Consider the following 17,908-nt stretch of genomic DNA (forward strand, 5'->3'; position numbering starts at 1 on the left):
GTGATGTAAAGGACGCCTATCCCTAACGCAGACAGCTTCATACTTCTACTGGCTGCGTTTAACCTTGTTTGGCCTCATACGAGCACTATCAAAGTGGAGGGTATCGATAATGCAAGTATGTTTTTCAGGTGTGTGTCTGGGAGACAGCTATACAAATAAAATCATACGCGTCAATCCGACTAACCTATCTACTCTCAATTGTCTTAATGTGCAAGATAGCCTCCTCCAGTGTTTTGAATACTCTATCAGAACATTGCCTTACCATTTCAAAGTAATGACTGATCGAAGGGTCTTCTATTTGGTCTACTAGATAAATTGACTTCCCAAGAGCCTTTGCGAAACCCACCTCCAAAGCTAGTGCGTAACCACCAGGATTAGAAGCCTCCATGTTGGCTAACACGATATTTGAATCACGGATCGCAGCCAAATCCCAATGGGTATATTCGAGAGGATCCTTGATACAATGAGCTCCTGGGTCTAGAAGCTCAAACCCATCAAGCTTAGATTTTGCAGTCTCTTGCCAACCAGAGCGAAATCCACCCGCGAGATATATCTTCTTACGAATTTGATTCATTGGTAGTTTGCTTCATCTTTATTTCTGCAACAGCTACAGAGAATGGTGTTGTCATTGCCCTACTATAAAAATTAGTACCTTGTTGAAATAGTAATATTGCTGTACCAAAGAGCAAAGTAGCTTGTGCATACCAAGGCGCGGCCAGCACATAGCTATAAATTAAGTTAGGCATAAAAATTGAGCACAATAGGTAGTCAACACAAATTATCAACAAAGCTGTTCCGACTCCACTGCAGAGCAATGAGATAAACATGAACTTTCTTCCTAGCATTGCGGCTTCTGCTGAAACCGACAAGGCAACCGCTCTAAGATCATGGAAATCCCAAGCAGCTTGTCCAGTGCCTTGTTGGGACTCTACTATCTCCAAAAACCATTTGTACGATTGCCGCTTTTTTGCTGCATCCTCATTAAAGGATTTTAAGATTTTTGTGCTAGTAAATAGTGGTTTTAAAGCTATTTGATTTGCAGCCAGAAGTGTATGCCCGAGAGCAAAGAGTAAGCCGATCATTGTTAACCCACCACCAACACCTTCCGTTAATATAAGTAGTGACTGAACGAAAGCGGGTCCAAAGTGCATCACTAATAATCCGATAGCTAGCACCAAACCAGGCACACAAGCACTGATCAGATCGTTAAAAAATTTCGCGATGGTCTCAACCGCATCATCAACCTTCAACTTTATCTCCTCGCAGATCGTTGTCAGTTTGGATCGCAGTCACAGCTAAATCGATATCCAGATCAGAAAGAAAAGGTGCTTGAGCAAAGACAAGGCCCTGTTCGCCATTGAGCTTGGCAGCCAAATGGCCTCTGCCCAGTAATAACTCGGCTCCAGGTCTATCAAGCGCGATCTTTGATGTCGCCTCGCTGGATACCTTTAAAATCAAGCGATTGCCTAAGTTTTCACGAAGTTGCATCGGCATCACATCCTTGTCAGGGCGCTGAGCTGCGAAGATTAAGTGAATACCTGCAGCTCGGGCCTTCACTCCCAATCGTTGGACTGCCGCTCCGACAGCCGATTTGTAGGCGTCATCAAGCATCCAGTCGGCAAACTCGTCGTGAACCAAGAAGATCATTGGAAGCCGCTCTTCGACCGAAGCCTTTGAATTGTAGGAGGGTAAGTCCCGCGCTCTGACTCTTGCGAAGGCGCGGTATCGATCCTCCATCTCTTGTACCAAAGCCTCGAGCACTTCGGCGGCTTTTTCCTTGGTAGTTACAATCTCATCGCGCATATGAGGCAAGTCGGCCAGAGGTGCGTAATCCACTCCCATCTTCGGGTCAATCAAAATGATTTGGGCGAGTTCCTTTGGGTTAGTCGCGGCAATATCTAATAGCAGCGCCTGTATGAGTACTGATTTGCCGCTACCTGTAGCCCCAGCCACCAACGAGTGGGGTTCATGAGATGATAGCCCGCCGAACTCAGAGCCCAAATTCAGATACAGGAGCGCACCGTTGATTTCTTGGAGCCCTAGCAAGAATGAAGTGTTGATACCCGCAACATTTCTGTTTAGCTCTCGACGCGACCAAAGCTCCCAAAGAGAGACAGCCTGCCTTTTTGCGCCCGCGACCGTCACCACAATCTCTCCCGGTTTGGGTTGGACTGTGACAAGGCTGATCGCATGGGTGGTCAAAAGCTGAGTACGCTTGTTCTCGATGTCTTCGACACGAAGTTTATCTGAGCCCGCCAAACGGACTAGGCAACCGTTAGGAGTCAAGCGTGTGCCCAAGATAGCAGCCTGATGGCCGTAACTATTAAGCGCGGCTTTTAGCTTCTTGGTTACATTTTCGGCCCACACCTCCCTCTCGGCATCAGCTTGCGCACTACCGGCAAACTTCGATACGACCAGCTTGGAAAACGTCACCCCCAACCCGGTGAGAGTGGCAGTAAACTGGCTCTTAACAGAAGCAGTATCGGATGGGGAGACTGGGGCCAACTCATCTTTGATAGCCGAAGGCTTTTGCACAAGACTGTTCGGCTCAGTCGTCGAAACGACACAACCCGAAACAGGCTCATAAGAGGAATCAGCTTGACTACTGCTTAATTGATCAATTGTGGCCAACCATTGCACTCTTGGTGCGGGCTTTTTGAAAGAGTGCCCACACCAAGGCTGTTGAGCACCAAGACCTGCCCGAGCTTCGTGAGCACCTAAGCCTTTGGCATAAGTTTCGACGAGTTTTCGGACATCCGGCCTGTCGAAGACTTCTTGCCAAGCCTTTACGCCCTCGGTGTCATCCAACAGCTCTTGATCGGATGCCGAAATCGAACCTGCATCCGAATTGTGGATATAGACGTGCGAGTAACCTCGTAGAGAGATCTCCACATTGCCCTCTCGCAACTTAACGCGGGCACGCTCCATCAAACCAGTCATACCGGGAGGAATGTCCGCATCGATAAGCATATCTGCCAAACGTGCCAACCAGACATCCCTATCAAGGCGGCCTGGATCACCAAAAAGCGCCTCTCGAAACATACCTAAGGTTGCTAGGAGTTGGTCTTTGGAACCACGACACGCATTGGCTAGTCCATCAACCCCGACATATTTTGACTCAACGATAGCAATGACGACTCGGACGTTATCATCGTGTTCTTCGACGTTGAGCGCCAAAATATCCGCTATGCGGCTCTCTGGCTGTGATAGCCAGCTTGCATAATCGTCAAGTAAGAAATAGGCGGTCAGGCTGTGCTTTCCTGCGGCTTTGAACTCCTCAGTAAGTAGGTAGCGGCTAAGCACAAGTCCGATCATCTCTCCAGCGGAAACTCCTCGTTTAGCCGCACGAAGCACAATATCGCCGGAGATTGAAAGCGCATCACGCTTCGCTTTGTCCGCAGCAGCCTGGACTTCATCAGGCTGAAGTTGGAGGTTCAACTCTTGCAGGCGCCTGCGTACGAGCACATCCAGCAGCCGGAGTTCCGAGGTGGAACTGACAATCATATTACGGCCATTGGTCGAGCCCCGACGGTAGCGCACCACAGTGATGTCGTTGTGTTGGAGCTGACGCTTGTCGAGAAGCTCATCGTAGGTAGCCACCCATTCAGCCAGCTCATGTGCATCCTTGACCATTGAGGCTAGCTCTGGGCTTTGCAAAGAAATACGACGAGCAGGCAGGAATCGCTCTCCTTGCAATACGTCCGTCTGACGACAAACAGCAGCCACAGCCGACACATATGCCCAGCCAGATGCTGTTTGCCATGGGCAGGTCAGGAATGTAGTTGACTTCAATTCGTTCTCACCAGACACGCTTCGATAAGACCAGCGCGAAGGGGCATGATCCACGTTGGACCTATCGTTAGACCAGGCAACAGGGAGCCACTCGGTCTGTGCTGCTCGCGCAACTACGTCATGCAGGAAGGCGACATCGAAGGCCTTGAAACCTTGCGCACTCTCACGTGGGGTAGCCGAAAGGGGCGTCACTGAAATCCGCAGCTTCGATATGAAATTATCGCTAGTTTCACTCACCACTGGCAGATCGGGATCGTCTCCTGCCTTATTGACGAGTTCACCATAAATCCTTCGTAGCTTACTTGGATCTGAGTGGCGCACTGAAACGCTACACTGAAGCTTGCCATCTTCTTGGATAGATGAAAGTTCTCGGACAGTGGCGAGAGGTAGCTCGGCTGCATCTGCATTATAGAGTACAACACTAAGGTTGTTTGCCTCATGGGGCTGCAGTCCAACATAACGTTCCAAAAGCTCGCGCGCTTGTTTGGCCGCGGCTGTCGGATCGACATCACTCATGGCTTCCTTCGCGCCATGAGTGGGCGACTCCAGTAAGCTATAGCCGTTGACTGTGCTGCTCACGGAAACCAGCGCCATAGCACCATCCAGATTGAGAACCGCGATCTCCGGATAGAACGGATGAGCTATTTCGTCAGAAAGCTCTCGCATGAAGATCTCGCGGTCGCCATAAAGTATGCGGCTGCTCGATAGCAAATGGCCGGCGAAACCGGCAATGCGCCGCGTCTTCACAGCCAAGGCCTTCATGCGCTCTGGCTGCCACGGAGGGATGATAATTGCTGGATTGTCGCCAACAATGCGGGCCATTCCCACAGAGAGTATTTCGGAAACGAGCCGTGAACGGCAAACGTCACCACGAGCATGTGCCATCAGGGTATTCAACAGAGTGGCAAAAGACTCGGCCTGACGCATAATCGCATCGCCCTGCAACCCTGTATTGATGAAGCACTCCATCGCGCTGATATAGTCTTGCTCGAACGTATCCCACGCAGTTTTTACTTCTTTATACTGGTCTTGAGTCAACCGACCTTCCTGAGCAAGATCTTTGATCCGATTTTTTATCTCCTGGCGAAAGCTCCGCAGCCTGCTCGTCGCTGGAACCAACGAGCCTGCATCAGTCGAATATGTCGCTTCCAAAGTGCCAGTATCGAGTAACGAAACACTTTGTACCCCCCCTTTTTTGCTAACAAGGCGGCGAGGTACCTCCGTGCAACCTACTGCGCCCTTATCCAAGAGACGTTTCATGTCAGCAACCATCGACAAACCAATAGACGTGGGTTTGTAACTCCAAAGGAGCTGAGTCTTTGCCAGTACGGTCTCTTTGCCTTTAGCGACTTGGATCAAGGCAACATCAAACTTGATCTGCAAGGCTTGGCGAGATAAAGACGAGTTAGGACGAACCTTGCTCTTTTTATCGTTGCGGAGTTCCTTCTCCATGGCGAAAAAGGCTTCATAATCGAAAAGAGGATCTGGCAGATTTGCATTACCCAGCCGCTCTACCTTCCACTGCACCTTGGAACCCATAAGCTCCTTTAAGCCACGATACATTGCTGAGAAGTAGCTGCCGGCATCATAGTTAAATCGCTCGCGCCATTCCTTGCGGCCCTTGGTCACAGTAAAACGTAGGATTCGCTCTCCTTGTGGATCTCGAAGGCCTGCGTGCAGGCTGTTGATTACCCTAGCAAAACCTTCGAAGAAATCATTGCATTCAATAGGCTTACCGTAGAGAGCTTTCTCCCAGCGCGAGCAAAGTTTAGGGTCTTGCTCCAAGAGCCTTCGCTGCTTGACGAAAAAAACTTCGTCTTCCTCAGTAAACTCGGATCGCCGTTCACGACTATCTAGATCTTCCAGATGCTTGCGATCCTCATCATCGAGCGAGCTTTCTTGGTCACACTCATGGTCGAAGAAGTAAATTGTCGACTTCGCTAAACCCAACTGCTTTTCCTTGGGTTTGTCAAAAGCTAGATATACGCCGTCACTCTCCCACTCAAATTGGGCGAGAACATTGGCAGCCTCTTGATCTCCGGCAGGAGAGGCGACGAAGGCTTCGAGCGCTTGTCGGGCCGCGTCCGTAATTTCTGCTGCGTTAGCCTCTATACGCTCGGAGATCTCTTCCGGGTCTAGAGGCTGGCCATTTTGGCGAAGCTTTTTGAGCAACGGCGCGCGCTGAGCAAAGAGATTGGTGAAAGCCTTGTGCCACGGCTTACGTGACGCAACGAAAGTCTTGGCATTCGAGAAATAGGAGCTGTCTCTGGGTAATCCCACATAAGGCAAAGCAAAACCAATAGCATCTCGGATAGGTAACCCACGTAAAGTAGATGCCTCGACAATGGCGGCACAAAACTCACCAAGCTGCACTAACGAGAGTTCAGAGGTAGCAAATAATCCGTCAAGAGCCGCCTGAAAAACTGCTCTGTCATCAGGCACCGGGGCAATGCCACCTGAGTGGAGTGTTGCCTCAACCCACGATTCAGGGTTAGCACGCATCTCTTTGGCGCCTAGAGCCATTACGTGGCCCAGGGTGTCAGCCAGGTTGTGCTCGTTGCCATTGGCTGTAAGAATCGCCGCCTTGGTGGTCGAAGCATTGTTGCGGACGTAACCCGCGTTGTGAGCAATTAGAATTTCTGGGGGTAGCCCTTGGCCTTCTACCAAGACCTCTGGGATCATAAGATCAACTTTGGCGCGCAGGTCTGGGTTAGCAATGATAGCTTGCGCTACCGCCGCAATTTGGTTGGCTGCAAGCTTGTCGAGCCTGAATAAAGCAGCCAGTTCGCCAGGCTGACCAGGGTTAGATATGCGTTGCGCGAGGATGTTCGCGCCGACGCGACCAATAATGCGATCCGTCAGCATTCTGCCTCTCCCTGAAACGCAAATGGGTTTTCTACAAACGAGCAAGAATCGGATAACCTGCGAACCAAGCCTAAACCGACCAGTCGAGCTTCTAAATTATCTTGGTTATTGCTGAGCTCTTCTTGGTCTACTAACTTTGCTTCGACCAAGCGTGAGCCTTCAGCATCGCCAATCACTAAGCCATACCTGCGCTTTGCTTCAGCTAAAAACTCGTCGAACTGCATCCTGTCATTCACGATGGAAACTACGAGCGACTTAAGTAACTTATCGTTAGGCGCGTAGCGGGTGCGCCTCGAAAGCCTACGGGAACTGAGCCCGATAGCACGTGACCATGACGCATGAATCTTTCCGATATGCTGTGCATGGCGAGCCAAGGCGTTATCGGCCAAGTTTGTGATCAATTCATCCGGGCTAAAGCTTGTGTAGTCTTCATCATCTCCCCCTTCCGTCGGTGGCCATTGGAAGCGTTCGCGCATGAGCTTTATACGCTCGGACTCCGGGAACTCCGCATCATCAGCAGCAACCCATCGAGCTTCAGTCCGGATCGATTCAACATGAGCTCTAACTGCCTTTGCTGGCAACCCTTGATTAAACTGATAGCTATCGCCAGAGAGAGCTCGAATCTTGGTGCGCTCCTTGGATATAATTTCACAGACAAACTCCACCGGTTCGTCATCGCCAGCGACACACTTAGCTCGCTCCAAGAAGTAGAGCAGCATGTTCAGGCCGGTGATCGCGATTAGGTGCTCCAATGCATCATAGATCGGCATCTCTTTAGTCAGGATGGACAGCCAATCCTCGCAGATTTGGTCGAAACGAGCATTTGTGATCTCTGGAAGATAACCAGATTGCCGAGGCTCATCGGCGTGCTGCGGTGCACCCTGCAGAGCCTTGGCTAACCGATTCATCGGCGCCTCATGATCGAATAGACCTTTGACCAGGATGTCGCCAAGTTCAGCTCCTCGCTTGGCTCGCGTGAGCATGAGGTAGAGCAGCTCGCCTGTCCGGGCAAAGAAACGGCGATCATTACTCATTCCACGAACACTGATATTTAGGTCTTCGTATAGGGCATCGGGGCCGAAAGGGAAGGCGAATTTAGAACTCCAGCGCTTGTTACTCCGTGACTCGAACGAAGAAGAGCGCAGAAGTTCGATAGCCTTGGCAAAGTCATCAAAACTGGTGAACGACTGACGTAAGTAGGTCATGTCCTCATCGCCATTGCCTGTTGCGCCTAGTTGAAAACGCTCAAGCCATTGTTTCCACTTCTCCTCGTCTGAAACTGCACTTTCCGCAATTGATGCAACGTAGGGATTGTTGAACAACAACCCGCGCAAACGAATTTGCCGCTGCGGCTTGAACATGACAAATCCAATCAGCTCTTTATGGGGCCTGAGCGGCCGATCCAAGTTAGAGCCGAGTACCCCAAGGAACTCAAGAACGGTCAGGTGAGGAAGCTGCTCATCATAAAGACGATGCCCCCAAATGTTTTCATCGACACAAAAATCAACACTTTTGATCTCTGGCCGCTTAATAATTGCGTTCATTCCGGAGCCCTCACAGTCACAGTGCGAGAAAAGCCGCTACCGCCGCTCTCAATCTCGATAAAGTTAAGCGTCAGCGCAGAGGACTCATCGACGATCTCGTCATCATCGCCGACCATACCAGCCTTCCTAACGATTTCTGCCTTGCGTATAAGCTTCGCTTTGAAAGCCAACAGGTCTTCAAGGCATTCGTTAGAAAAGCTCGCAGGTAAAGCGCCTTCAGCTACACGTGAGAGGAACTCATGGCGGATGGGGGTCAAGTCAAAAACAACTGAATTGCCGGCACCTACAGCGAGCGAAACGTCGAGTCGAGGACAACCCGTTTCTTCAGCAAGCCTAATGGCCATACCGATACCGCCTTGCCTGCGGGAGAGCGTCTCATGGTCACACAAAACACTCACCCGACTTTGAGTAAAGCCACCAGAGCTGGCGATGAAAATACGGTCCACATTTTCAATAAGGAGACCCGTCAACACCCTGTTTAAACCCTTTACGATACGTCCACGAACAGTATCGCTGACAGATCTCTTCGCCTTCAGTGCTTCTATAAGAACTAAGTAGTCGCCAGCAAAGCGGAAGGCGCTCATCGACCAATTTGGATAGCCAGCTTCACCATCCGGAAGTGTAAAGAAGAGCCTGCGCCGCTGGTCTTCAAGCATCGCGAGGAACTCTGAGCATCCCCCTTCTAAACGGCTACCCTCATCCCCCTCTAAATAGGCGTCTTGGGCCGCCTTAAAGGCAGGCGTAGCACCGTAAATGGGATCGCTCGCGACAAGGCGCTCGAAGTCGTCTTTTAGACGTAAATCGTCCTTGCCATAAACCAGCAGTCCCTCTGCAGTGTTAGTGGACTCATTACCCACACCAAAACTGGACATGGCCTTGAAAATAGGGCGGTAAAAAGCCCTGCGCTTGGGCAAGTTGGCGCCGAACGCATTGACATAGATGCTAGTTTTACCAAAATCACCACTCTCCTGGATCTTCGCAACATCTTCGCAGGTCATAAGGTTTTCCTTTGCCAGCTTGGCATCAGAGCAGCCGAGGACCATGTTAGAGCAAAGTGCTAGCAAGTCGCGCATAGGTAGATGCAGCCCGTTGAGCCTAGCGATTTCAACCAAGTCTCCCAAGCGACGAGAAAGCTGGCCACCGTCCAACGCCCCCAACAACCTGCGGCGGTTCTCGTCGATGGGACAGACTTTTCCCTCTGCCTTGAGCGCACAGCACTGACACCTGTCCCACTCGGGATGGCCTGCTACTACTCTGGCTACCTCATCTAGCGTCTGGCGGCTGGTCGAGCGACTGAGGTCGAATACCGCCAAGCGAGTAGGAGCCGAACCAGCCTGTAAAAAGCTCTCTTGAAGAGGTTTGCGAAGTGGGTGTATACGGTCTTGCCGTTTACCTAAGTCGCGGAGTCGATCAAGAACCTGACCATGATTTGCAGCAAGGATAACGACTTCTGAGTCATCGCCTTCTAATACCGATCTTTCGAGCCGCAGCAAAGGCCAATCACTCTCCTCACCATTAAACTCGGAGAGGTCCTTGATGAAGACCACTAAACGCCCATCAGCTAGACGAAGTTCTTTAACGTTGCCCTTGGCAGCCCAAGTATTTGGTTCACCCCCGATGCGTTCCCACAAAGCACGACAGTGATACGTCTTGCCATCGCCAGCAGTTCCGGCGATCAGAATAGATCCCGGAGTTTGGGATTCTATGTGCCGAACCATCTCCTCTAACAGTGGTGTGGACAAACGAATAGGCTTCACTTTTGCCCGCCCCAGAGCTCGCGAAACATACTCGTCGAACATCGTCAGGTTGTTCGATGTCGGGCCATAGCTGCGCAAAAAACGAACCCAAGCACTAGCAGGTAAAGTCCCGTCGCTTTCATCTGAATGTCGTACGGTGGCCATATTTATCCCTAATAACAATCATCTACTACATCCGCTTTCTTGTTTGCGGGTTATAAAAGCACACAATCAACAAAATTATTTATTATAAATGAGTATTTATTCGCCCATGTGTTTTTGATCGGACAGAACTAACTCTGTAGATGCTACTGGATAGAACACCACAATATGCTGATGGTACAGGTATTTTCTAGCGCAATGAAAGCCCATGCACTGCTAAAGTGGACTCAGGTCACTCCATACTTAAATTCCAGATAGATAGGAGAACATCTACCAAGATTCCAAGAAGCATGCCCTGAAGCGACATTCCACTATCTGGAATATCCGCACCAAGATTCCAGATAGATAGTTATGTGGAAAGGAATTGGACAGGGATTGGCCGGGGATAAGGGCGCTGATTCCACTGGTCAATAAGCCACTGGATTCCAGTACTCCAACTTTGCCACGAACGAACAAAGTCAACATTTTCAATAAGTTGATTGAATACTAAGGCCTTCAGTGCCATGCTGAAATCATGTTCATTGGTGGAGTAACACGATGGATGCGTTCAGTTGGGGAATGGTAGGCTTGCTGGCCTTCTTCACGCTTGTCTTCGTGTGGAGTCTGTATAGCTACAAGGCGCATGCAAAAGAGAGACTCCATGAAACCGATCGCTGATATCGCCCTCATGGCGGTGGTTGCGCTGGGCTTGATGGCACTTGGCGACACGGTGTTTGCATGGCTGCTGATCTGCCTGCCACCGGTTTACTGGTGCTGGCCAATACTGGCCTGGGCCACCAGGCGCCCTATCACGGCCAGGTTGCAGTTAATGGCTCTTGCTGCACTCACCTGCTGGCACTGGCCCGCCGGGCTGTTCACTGCGCTGAGCATCGCACTCATCTGGACAGCGAAAACCCTCAAGACAACCCCACGCCCACAGCGCAAGGGTGGGCCGGTCATCAAAAATTACTACTTCTGGAGCTAACTGCGTGTCTCCTTGGCCACACTGGCGATAAGGTACCTTGAGCAACCAAGCATCTCCTGAATCACGGAATAACTGTGGCCTGTCACCAACAGCCTAGCGATGTGCTGACGCTTCTTCTCATCCTTCTGCCTACCACGGTATTTCCCTTCATCCCTGGCCTTAGCAATACCCTGCTGCTGCCTGCGACGGCGATCTTCATAGTCTTTACGAGCGACGGCTGCGAGCATATCCAACAGCATGCCATTTACAGCCTGCAAGATGGCGCTGGTGAACTCGGAGCGGCTGTCCCCCTGTAATGCCACCCAGGAAGTCGGAAGCTCAGGAGAAACGATGGAGAGCTGTTTCTGTGCCAAAAGCTGCTTCAGTGTTTGCCAATCCGTCTGATTGAGGCGAGCCAGACGATCAATCTGCTCTACCAGCACAATGTCACGATCTGCAGCGTCGCGGATCAGCCTCATAAGCTCAGGCCTGTCCAGCGTCGCCCCCGACTCATTCTCTACATAGAAACTGGCAATCTGATGGCCATGCTCAGCAGCAAAACCAATCAGCAGCTCTCGTGCCCGCTCAGCATCCTGTTCCATAGTCGATGCACGTAAATACGCCCGTATGAACATTGAAACCCCCATCAGTCTGTTTAAAGTGGTTCCTAATTATTGGTTCAATATAAGTGGTTTCAATATGATTTTCGAGAGGGTATTAAGTGGTTTTAATGGGGTATACCTTTTTAGAACCATCACATGACGATCGAAACACAACCTTTCGATAGCCTTTTGATCTGACAGCACAAACTTTAAGTGTGATCCGTCATCACAAAGTCGCTTTTGAGTTGTATTTGAGTATTTAAGCGACGTTGCTCACCATTCCTGATCTGCTGAATGGGATGCCAAAGGAGGAAATCTACAGAAGCTGGGCTTTGAGGTGAGTCATCTTTTCGACTCACCGAACAAGCCAGCAGCCAAGCGTAGCGCGGCAGTTCTTTACCCCATGGCTTGGTAATCTCCCCGTCTGCTGTTCTCTTACCCGCTATAGGGGATAAATGTTAGATACCGCCTACAGCGTGTAAGTTACATTTACCTCCTATAACAGGTAAATATTGATATACCTGCCATAGCGTGTAAATTGGAAGAAGGCACGCTACCAGGTTGTCGAATCATGAAAGTAACCAGCGCCAAGCAGCTGAGCGCCTGTATCAAGGATGCCAGGCTTTCTCAAAAGCTCTCTCAAGGCAAAGTGGCCGAGAAAGTGGGGATTAGGCAAGACACAGTCTCCAGCTTCGAGCTCAATCCTGAGTCCACCAAGCTGGAAACCCTGTTCAAGATCCTCGCAGCACTCGAATTGTCAGTGGATATCAAACCCCGCAATGAGTCATCCGAGAGTCCGGCATCGGGCTGGAAGGAGGAGTGGTAATGGCCAATCTAGCTGTCTACATGAACGGCTATCGGGTAGGCACATTCACCAAAACTACCAGCGGTGCCCATCAGTTTCAGTACCATGAGTCATGGCTAGCACAACCGGGCAGCCGTCCGATCTCACTCTCCATGCCATTGCGCCATCAGGCCTACCGGGGCGATGAAGCCTATAACTTCTTCGACAACCTGCTGCCAGATAATACGGAGGTGAGGAACAGGGTTGTAGCACGCTATCAAGCGGCATCAACTCAGCCCTTCGATCTGCTCAGTTGCATTGGCCAGGATAGCGTAGGGGCATTACAGCTGGTTACCGAAGGACACGATGTTCCAGATGTCAGGCGAATCGACTACAAGGCCCTTTCCGATGACGAGCTCAAGCAGATCCTGACCAGCTACAAATCAGGAATCCCTTTGGGGATGGTCAGGGAACAAGAGGAGTTTCGGATCTCTATCGCCGGGGCGCAAGAAAAGACTGCGCTGCTCTATCTCGATGGCCTTTGGTACTTGCCACTCAACGTAACGCCGACAACCCACATTATCAAACTCCCTATCGGCAAGATTGAAAGCCACTCCTACTCGATAGACCTCTCCCAGAGCGTAGAAAACGAATATCTCTGCACTCTGATTGCCAAGGAGTTTGGTCTACCCGTACCTCACTGCTTCATGATGCAGGTTGGCCAGGTCAAAGCACTGGCTGTTGAACGCTTCGACAGACGTTACGCTGCCGATCGCAGTTGGATAATGCGCCTTCCCCAAGAAGATTTCTGTCAGGTATTGAATGTTCCGTCAGCACGGAAATACGAGAGCCATGGAGGACCAGGGATCACTGACATCATGGAAACCTTGCTGGGCTCTGCGACACCAGAACAGGATCGCTACCTGTTCATGAAATCTCAGGTCCTGTTCTGGCTGCTGGCAGCCACCGATGGCCATGCAAAGAACTTCTCGGTCTTTATTGAACCGGAAGGGCGTTTTCGCCTGACCCCTTTTTACGACATCCTATCTGTCTATCCAGTGTTTGGCGGCCGAGGCCTCAACCGAAGGGACGCCAAGCTCGCTATGGGCCTAGCAAGCAGCAAGGGAAAGAAGTACTCCATTGAGCAGATATTCCCGCGTCATTTCTTCCAAACGGCAAAAACTGTGGGATTTGAGCGTTCTGCTATGGAAGAGATCCTGACAGAACTGGCCAACTCCGTTGATGATGTTATTGAGCGCGTTACCCAGCAATTGCCAGCAGACTTCCCCGATACCATCAGCAGCACCATTCTAGAGGGCCTAAAAGCCCGCTCAGCCAGGCTGATAAAGGGTTGGGATTAAATTGGCGGTATGTGGGATGACTGCACGGTTAGCCAAACTACCTATGGGAAACTTGCACGGTTCGAAGAGTAAAGCGGCTTTCCAGGCACCGGACGATGCTATAGTCGGTTCAAAATATGTTCAAAACTCACCTAAAAGGCGGCTTTGACTGCGTGTGGTGGCATCGCGTTGATTCATATGGGAAGGCTGCACGATCGAGAATGGACTATGTGGGAACGCTGCACGATGACAGAAACCCGTGAGCGGCCTCTCAATATGCTGTTTTAGTTACTTTTACCCCAAGTGGCCCCCGAAAAGTCACTAACATATTGAAGATAATAAATTATTTACATTCTGCATCGGCAAGTAAGCCGGTCTGGCAGACAACAAAAAGCCCGAGTTCATCCCGGGCTTTTTGTTGTCTATTTTTTGTCCACAAACCTAGAGGCGGCGCAGGCACCACATGAAGTAAGCGCCCCCTAACAGGGTGGAGACCAGTCCAACCGGCACCTCCTGCGGGAAGAGGATCTGCTGACCGACCCAGTCCGCCGATACCATCAACAGGGCGCCGGAAGCGGCGGCCCCAAGCAGGTGCCAGCGTGCCCGCACCAACCCCATCAGCTTGGCCATATGTGGTGCCAGCAGACCAACGAAGGAAAGCGGCCCCACCACCAGGGTGGCGCTGGCAGTGAGCACGGCCACCAGCAGCAAGATGGCGAGCTGGGCACGGTTGAGGCGAATGCCGAGTGCGGTAGCTACCGCCGCCCCCATCGGCATCAGATCGAGCCAACGGCTCACCAACAGGCAGGCGACCAGCATCAACAGCGCCAGCCCCACCAACCCATAAGCCACCGGCAGGGTGACGTAGTAGGTGGAGCCGGACATCCAGGAAAGCAGTTGCTGCACCCGCATGTCGCCGTTGGCCAGCGCGATGGCCTGCAGCGGCTCGAACAGTGCCGTGATGGCAATACCTGAGAGCAGGATCCGCTCCGGCTGGAAGCCGTGCTTGCGATTGACCAGCACCAGCAGCAACAGGCAGCCGAAGGCACCGAGCAGGCCACCGACCAGCATCAGCGGCAGGGGCAATGCAGGCAGCAACAGCGCCGTCGCTATCACCCCCATAAAGGTGCCGCCGCTCACCCCCAGCAGCTCCGGGCTCGCCATCGGGTTGTTGCTGACCCGCTGCAACAGGGTACCCGCCAGCGCCAGCAGCACGCCAGCCGCCCCCGCCGCCAGAGTGCGCGGCAACCGCCACTCCAGCTGGGCCTGCCAGCGGAGCCAGCTTGGCCAGCTCCAGCCCGTCATACCCTGCCCAACCAGCAGGGAGGCGACCACGGCCAGCAGCAGCCCGACCAACAACAGGCCAATAAGGCGAGCCGGTGCCGGATGGCGGGCCACCAGCAGGCCGGCGTTTGCCTTAGGCGTACCCGACTTGATGCCCAGGCGCGGAATCAACCAGAGCAGCAGCGGCGCCCCCAGCAGAGCGGTCATGGCGCCGGTGGGGATCAAGACTGGCCAGAAGCGACTCAGACTCTGCAGCAGCAGATCGGTCGCCGCCAGCAGCAGGGCGCCGAGGATCGGTGCCCACAGCAGCCGCTGGCCAAGCTGGCGGATCCCGAGCAGCCGCACCATGGCGGGCGCTGCCAACCCGATAAAGCCGATCAGCCCCACCACGCTCACCACGCAAGCGGTGACAAACACCGCCAGCCCCAGTCCGGCAAAACGCAGATGCTGAAGGGAGACCCCCAGACTGCGGGCGCTGGCATCATCCAGCTCCAGTACCGCCAGCGGGCGCACCAGTACCGCGGCCAGCGCAGCGGCTGCCAGCAGGCGAGGCAACAGGTAACTCACCCCGCTCCAGCTGTTCTGCACTAGCGAGCCACTGCCCCACACCAGCAAACCTTTCAGCTCCTCCTGAAAGAACAGCAAGAGCCCCATGCTGATGGCCGCCAGATAGAGGTTGATCACCAGCCCGGCAAAGACGATGACCACCGGATTGAGCTGACGACGCCAGGCCAGGGCAAACACCAGTGCCATCGCAAGGCTGCCACCGGCCATGGCGATCCACTCCCGCCCCAGCAGCAACCAGGAGGGGGCAAACAGGGTCACCATCATCAACGCCAGTTGGGCACCGGAGGCCACCCCCAAGGTGGTCGGTGACGCGAGCGGGTTGCGCAGCACCTGCTGCATCAGGGTGCCTGCCAGCCCGAGCGCCGCCCCGGCCAGCAGGGTGACAACCAGGCGGGGTAGCCAGCTGAAATGCACCACCGCTTGGCTGACATCATCCAGATTGGGGGCGAAGAGGCTCTGCCACCAGAGCGCACCGGGCAGCTGGCGAGCCAGCTCCCAATACGCGAGCAAGAGGGTCAACCCCAGCAGGATCGAGACCGGCCGCAGCAGCGGCGATGTGAGCAGTCGCTTCATCGGCTAGCCTCCATACGCTCGGCATCTTGCAGCAATGCATCGCTGAGCAGACCGGCGAAACGGCGGGCGGCCAATACGCCGCCAAAACTCCAGACCGCAGGCAGATGCAGCACGGGGGCTTGGCGTACCAGCGGCAGATGCTGCCACAGCCCAGGCTCCTGCAGCCGTTCATTCACTCCGACCGGGATGGGATCGACCACCACCAGCCGCGCGGTTGGCAAGGTCATAAACTGCTCGATGCTGACCACCGAGAAACCCCAGTCATTGGTCTGCTCTTGCCAGCCATTACGCAGCCCGAGCCGCGTCATCACCGCATCGAACAGGCTGTGGCGACCAAACACCCGCACATGGCGCTCATCGATAAACTGCACCACCAGCAGAGGCGGCAGATCCGCAGGCAATCTGGCCTGCATACTGGCGAGATCCCGATCCAGCCCGGCCAGCAGCCGTTCGCCCTCGGCGGTTTTGCCCACCATACGGGCGAGGGTCAGGGTCACCTCGTGCAGCCGCTGCCACAGATCGGTTTGCCCATCATAAAGGGCAATGGTGCTCACCGGCGCGATGCGGGAAAGAGTTGGCGCCAGCGGGGCCGCCAGCGGAGAGATGAGGATGCGATCGGGTTTGAGCTCCGCCAGCAGCTCACGGTTGGGCTGGGTGCGCAGGCCGATATCTACCACTCCGGCGGGTAGCCGTGGCTCGCCGACCCATGCCTGATAGGGGCCTGCATCCCCCACCGCCAGCGGCGTCACCCCTAGCGCCAGCAGGGTTTCGGCAATGGTCCAGTCGACGGTGGCGATACGGGGTAGCGGCACAGAAGAGATCGGGGATGTGTCGGCCTGCGCCGCTAGTGGCAGCAGCAGGCTAATAAGGCAGGGGGCCATCTTCTTCAATAAACAGTTCAAGAGAGTCCCTCGGTCAGACGATGGCGATGGGATGAGCATGAGCTGGGTGGCGAATCACCTCCATCGGAATGCCATAGATGGCGTGCAGGGTCTCGCTGGTCATGATCCCCTCAGGTTCGCCGTGGGTAAGCAGGCGGCCGGAATGGAGCGCCACCAACCGATCGCAGAAGCGGGAGGCCATATTGATGTCGTGAATGACGATGATGACCCCGAGGTTTAGCTGACGGCTCAACTGCTTGACGAGCGTCAGCACCTCCACCTGATGGGCCACGTCCAGCGCGGCCAGCGGCTCGTCCAGCAGGATAAAGCGGCTCTCCTGGGCCAGCAGCATCGCCAGCCAGACCCTGCCCCGCTCTCCGCCGGAGAGGGTATCCACCAGCCGATCGGCAAAACGTTCGGTATGAGTCAGAGCGATGGCACGCTCGACCTGACGGTGATCCTCCGCCCCCATCCGGCCCAACAGGCCGCGCCAGGGATAGCGGCCCATCTCCACCAGCTCCCGCCCGAGCAGATTCTCGGCGCTCGGCAAATGCTGGGGCAGATAGGCCACCTGACGGGCAAACGCCCGATTGCCCCAGTCGGGCAGCGGCTTGCCATCGAACAGGATCTCGCCATCGCTGAGGGGTTGCTGGCGTGCCAGCAGCTTGAGCAGGGTCGATTTGCCCGACCCATTGTGGCCGATGAGGCCATAGACCTGTCCCAGCTCGAAACGCAGGTCGGTGGGGTGCAGCAGCGTGCGGTCATTGACCGTGAAGCAGGCTGATTTCATCTCGAACATAAGCAATTCCTGTGCTGGCTTGCCGCCAGTCTCATC

At 53.6% G+C, this 17,908-nt stretch carries 12 protein-coding genes; 3 read left to right on the forward strand and 9 right to left on the reverse strand.

Annotated features, from left to right (window positions below; all coding sequences use genetic code 11):
* Positions 1-184: 184 nt before the first annotated feature.
* Genes I6L34_RS10690 through I6L34_RS10710 form a run of 5 tightly spaced genes read right to left on the reverse strand, consistent with a single transcriptional unit; the run spans position 185 to position 10,102 of the window.
* Positions 185-574: a nucleoside 2-deoxyribosyltransferase gene (locus I6L34_RS10690; RefSeq protein WP_216956796.1), complete on the reverse strand. Its 390-nt coding sequence runs from the start codon at positions 572-574 to the stop codon at positions 185-187.
* Complete coding sequence (locus I6L34_RS10695) at positions 558-1,250, reverse strand: hypothetical protein (RefSeq protein ID WP_216956798.1); 693 nt, start codon at positions 1,248-1,250, stop codon at positions 558-560. The genes I6L34_RS10690 and I6L34_RS10695 overlap by 17 nt, the downstream gene beginning before the upstream one ends.
* Positions 1,240-6,657, reverse strand: a complete 5,418-nt coding sequence (locus I6L34_RS10700) for an FtsK/SpoIIIE domain-containing protein (RefSeq protein WP_216956799.1) — start codon at positions 6,655-6,657, stop codon at positions 1,240-1,242. Before I6L34_RS10700 ends, I6L34_RS10695 begins: the two co-directional genes overlap by 11 nt.
* Entirely contained in the window at positions 6,651-8,201 is a 1,551-nt protein-coding gene (locus tag I6L34_RS10705) for a hypothetical protein (RefSeq protein WP_216956801.1), read from the reverse strand. The genes I6L34_RS10700 and I6L34_RS10705 overlap by 7 nt, the downstream gene beginning before the upstream one ends.
* A complete protein-coding gene (locus I6L34_RS10710; RefSeq protein ID WP_216956803.1) occupies positions 8,198-10,102 on the reverse strand; it encodes an AAA family ATPase in 1,905 nt (634 codons plus the stop codon). Before I6L34_RS10710 ends, I6L34_RS10705 begins: the two co-directional genes overlap by 4 nt.
* 637 nt (positions 10,103-10,739) lie before the next feature.
* Between I6L34_RS10710 and I6L34_RS10715 the strand changes: the two genes are divergently transcribed.
* Positions 10,740-11,063, forward strand: coding sequence for a hypothetical protein (locus tag I6L34_RS10715; RefSeq protein WP_101778626.1), 324 nt, complete (start codon positions 10,740-10,742; stop codon positions 11,061-11,063).
* Here the strand turns inward: I6L34_RS10715 and I6L34_RS10720 are convergent.
* Positions 11,060-11,677 (reverse strand): recombinase family protein, encoded by a 618-nt coding sequence (locus I6L34_RS10720; protein ID WP_216956805.1) that lies wholly within the window; start codon positions 11,675-11,677, stop codon positions 11,060-11,062. The genes I6L34_RS10715 and I6L34_RS10720 overlap by 4 nt on opposite strands.
* 538 nt (positions 11,678-12,215) lie before the next feature.
* On the opposite strand from I6L34_RS10720, the gene I6L34_RS10725 reads away from it, so the two are divergent.
* Together I6L34_RS10725 and I6L34_RS10730 are read left to right on the forward strand one after the other, a co-directional pair.
* The gene (locus I6L34_RS10725; protein WP_017410478.1) at positions 12,216-12,470 is read left to right on the forward strand and encodes a helix-turn-helix domain-containing protein; all 255 of its coding nucleotides are present in this window, start codon (positions 12,216-12,218) and stop codon (positions 12,468-12,470) included.
* Positions 12,470-13,789: a type II toxin-antitoxin system HipA family toxin gene (locus tag I6L34_RS10730; protein WP_216956807.1), complete on the forward strand. Its 1,320-nt coding sequence runs from the start codon at positions 12,470-12,472 to the stop codon at positions 13,787-13,789. Before I6L34_RS10725 ends, I6L34_RS10730 begins: the two co-directional genes overlap by 1 nt.
* Positions 13,790-14,209: 420 nt before the next feature.
* On the opposite strand, the gene fhuB is transcribed toward I6L34_RS10730, so the two are convergent.
* The 3 genes from fhuB to I6L34_RS10745 are packed head-to-tail and all read right to left on the reverse strand — an operon-like array spanning position 14,210 to position 17,872.
* A complete protein-coding gene (gene fhuB, locus I6L34_RS10735; RefSeq protein WP_216956809.1) occupies positions 14,210-16,192 on the reverse strand; it encodes a Fe(3+)-hydroxamate ABC transporter permease FhuB in 1,983 nt (660 codons plus the stop codon).
* Complete coding sequence (locus tag I6L34_RS10740) at positions 16,189-17,073, reverse strand: ABC transporter substrate-binding protein (protein WP_204382776.1); 885 nt, start codon at positions 17,071-17,073, stop codon at positions 16,189-16,191. Before I6L34_RS10740 ends, fhuB begins: the two co-directional genes overlap by 4 nt.
* Positions 17,074-17,107: 34 nt before the next feature.
* A complete protein-coding gene (locus tag I6L34_RS10745) occupies positions 17,108-17,872 on the reverse strand; it encodes an ATP-binding cassette domain-containing protein (RefSeq protein ID WP_204382375.1) in 765 nt (254 codons plus the stop codon).
* Between the last annotated feature and the right edge of the window lie 36 nt (positions 17,873-17,908).

It is taken from the genome of Aeromonas sp. FDAARGOS 1404 (genome assembly GCF_019047085.1).
Taxonomy (GTDB): Bacteria; Pseudomonadota; Gammaproteobacteria; order Enterobacterales; family Aeromonadaceae; genus Aeromonas; species Aeromonas veronii.

Coding starts and splice junctions, on each gene's coding strand:
- I6L34_RS10705 (WP_216956801.1), bottom strand. CDS start 8,201: ATGAACGCAATTATTAAGCGGCCAGAGATCAAAAGTGTTGATTTTTGT.
- I6L34_RS10720 (WP_216956805.1), bottom strand. CDS start 11,677: ATGTTCATACGGGCGTATTTACGTGCATCGACTATGGAACAGGATGCT.
- I6L34_RS10730 (WP_216956807.1), top strand. CDS start 12,470: ATGGCCAATCTAGCTGTCTACATGAACGGCTATCGGGTAGGCACATTC.
- I6L34_RS10715 (WP_101778626.1), top strand. CDS start 10,740: ATGAAACCGATCGCTGATATCGCCCTCATGGCGGTGGTTGCGCTGGGC.
- I6L34_RS10740 (WP_204382776.1), bottom strand. CDS start 17,073: ATGGCCCCCTGCCTTATTAGCCTGCTGCTGCCACTAGCGGCGCAGGCC.
- fhuB (WP_216956809.1), bottom strand. CDS start 16,192: ATGAAGCGACTGCTCACATCGCCGCTGCTGCGGCCGGTCTCGATCCTG.
- I6L34_RS10690 (WP_216956796.1), bottom strand. CDS start 574: ATGAATCAAATTCGTAAGAAGATATATCTCGCGGGTGGATTTCGCTCT.
- I6L34_RS10700 (WP_216956799.1), bottom strand. CDS start 6,657: ATGCTGACGGATCGCATTATTGGTCGCGTCGGCGCGAACATCCTCGCG.
- I6L34_RS10710 (WP_216956803.1), bottom strand. CDS start 10,102: ATGGCCACCGTACGACATTCAGATGAAAGCGACGGGACTTTACCTGCT.
- I6L34_RS10725 (WP_017410478.1), top strand. CDS start 12,216: ATGAAAGTAACCAGCGCCAAGCAGCTGAGCGCCTGTATCAAGGATGCC.
- I6L34_RS10745 (WP_204382375.1), bottom strand. CDS start 17,872: ATGTTCGAGATGAAATCAGCCTGCTTCACGGTCAATGACCGCACGCTG.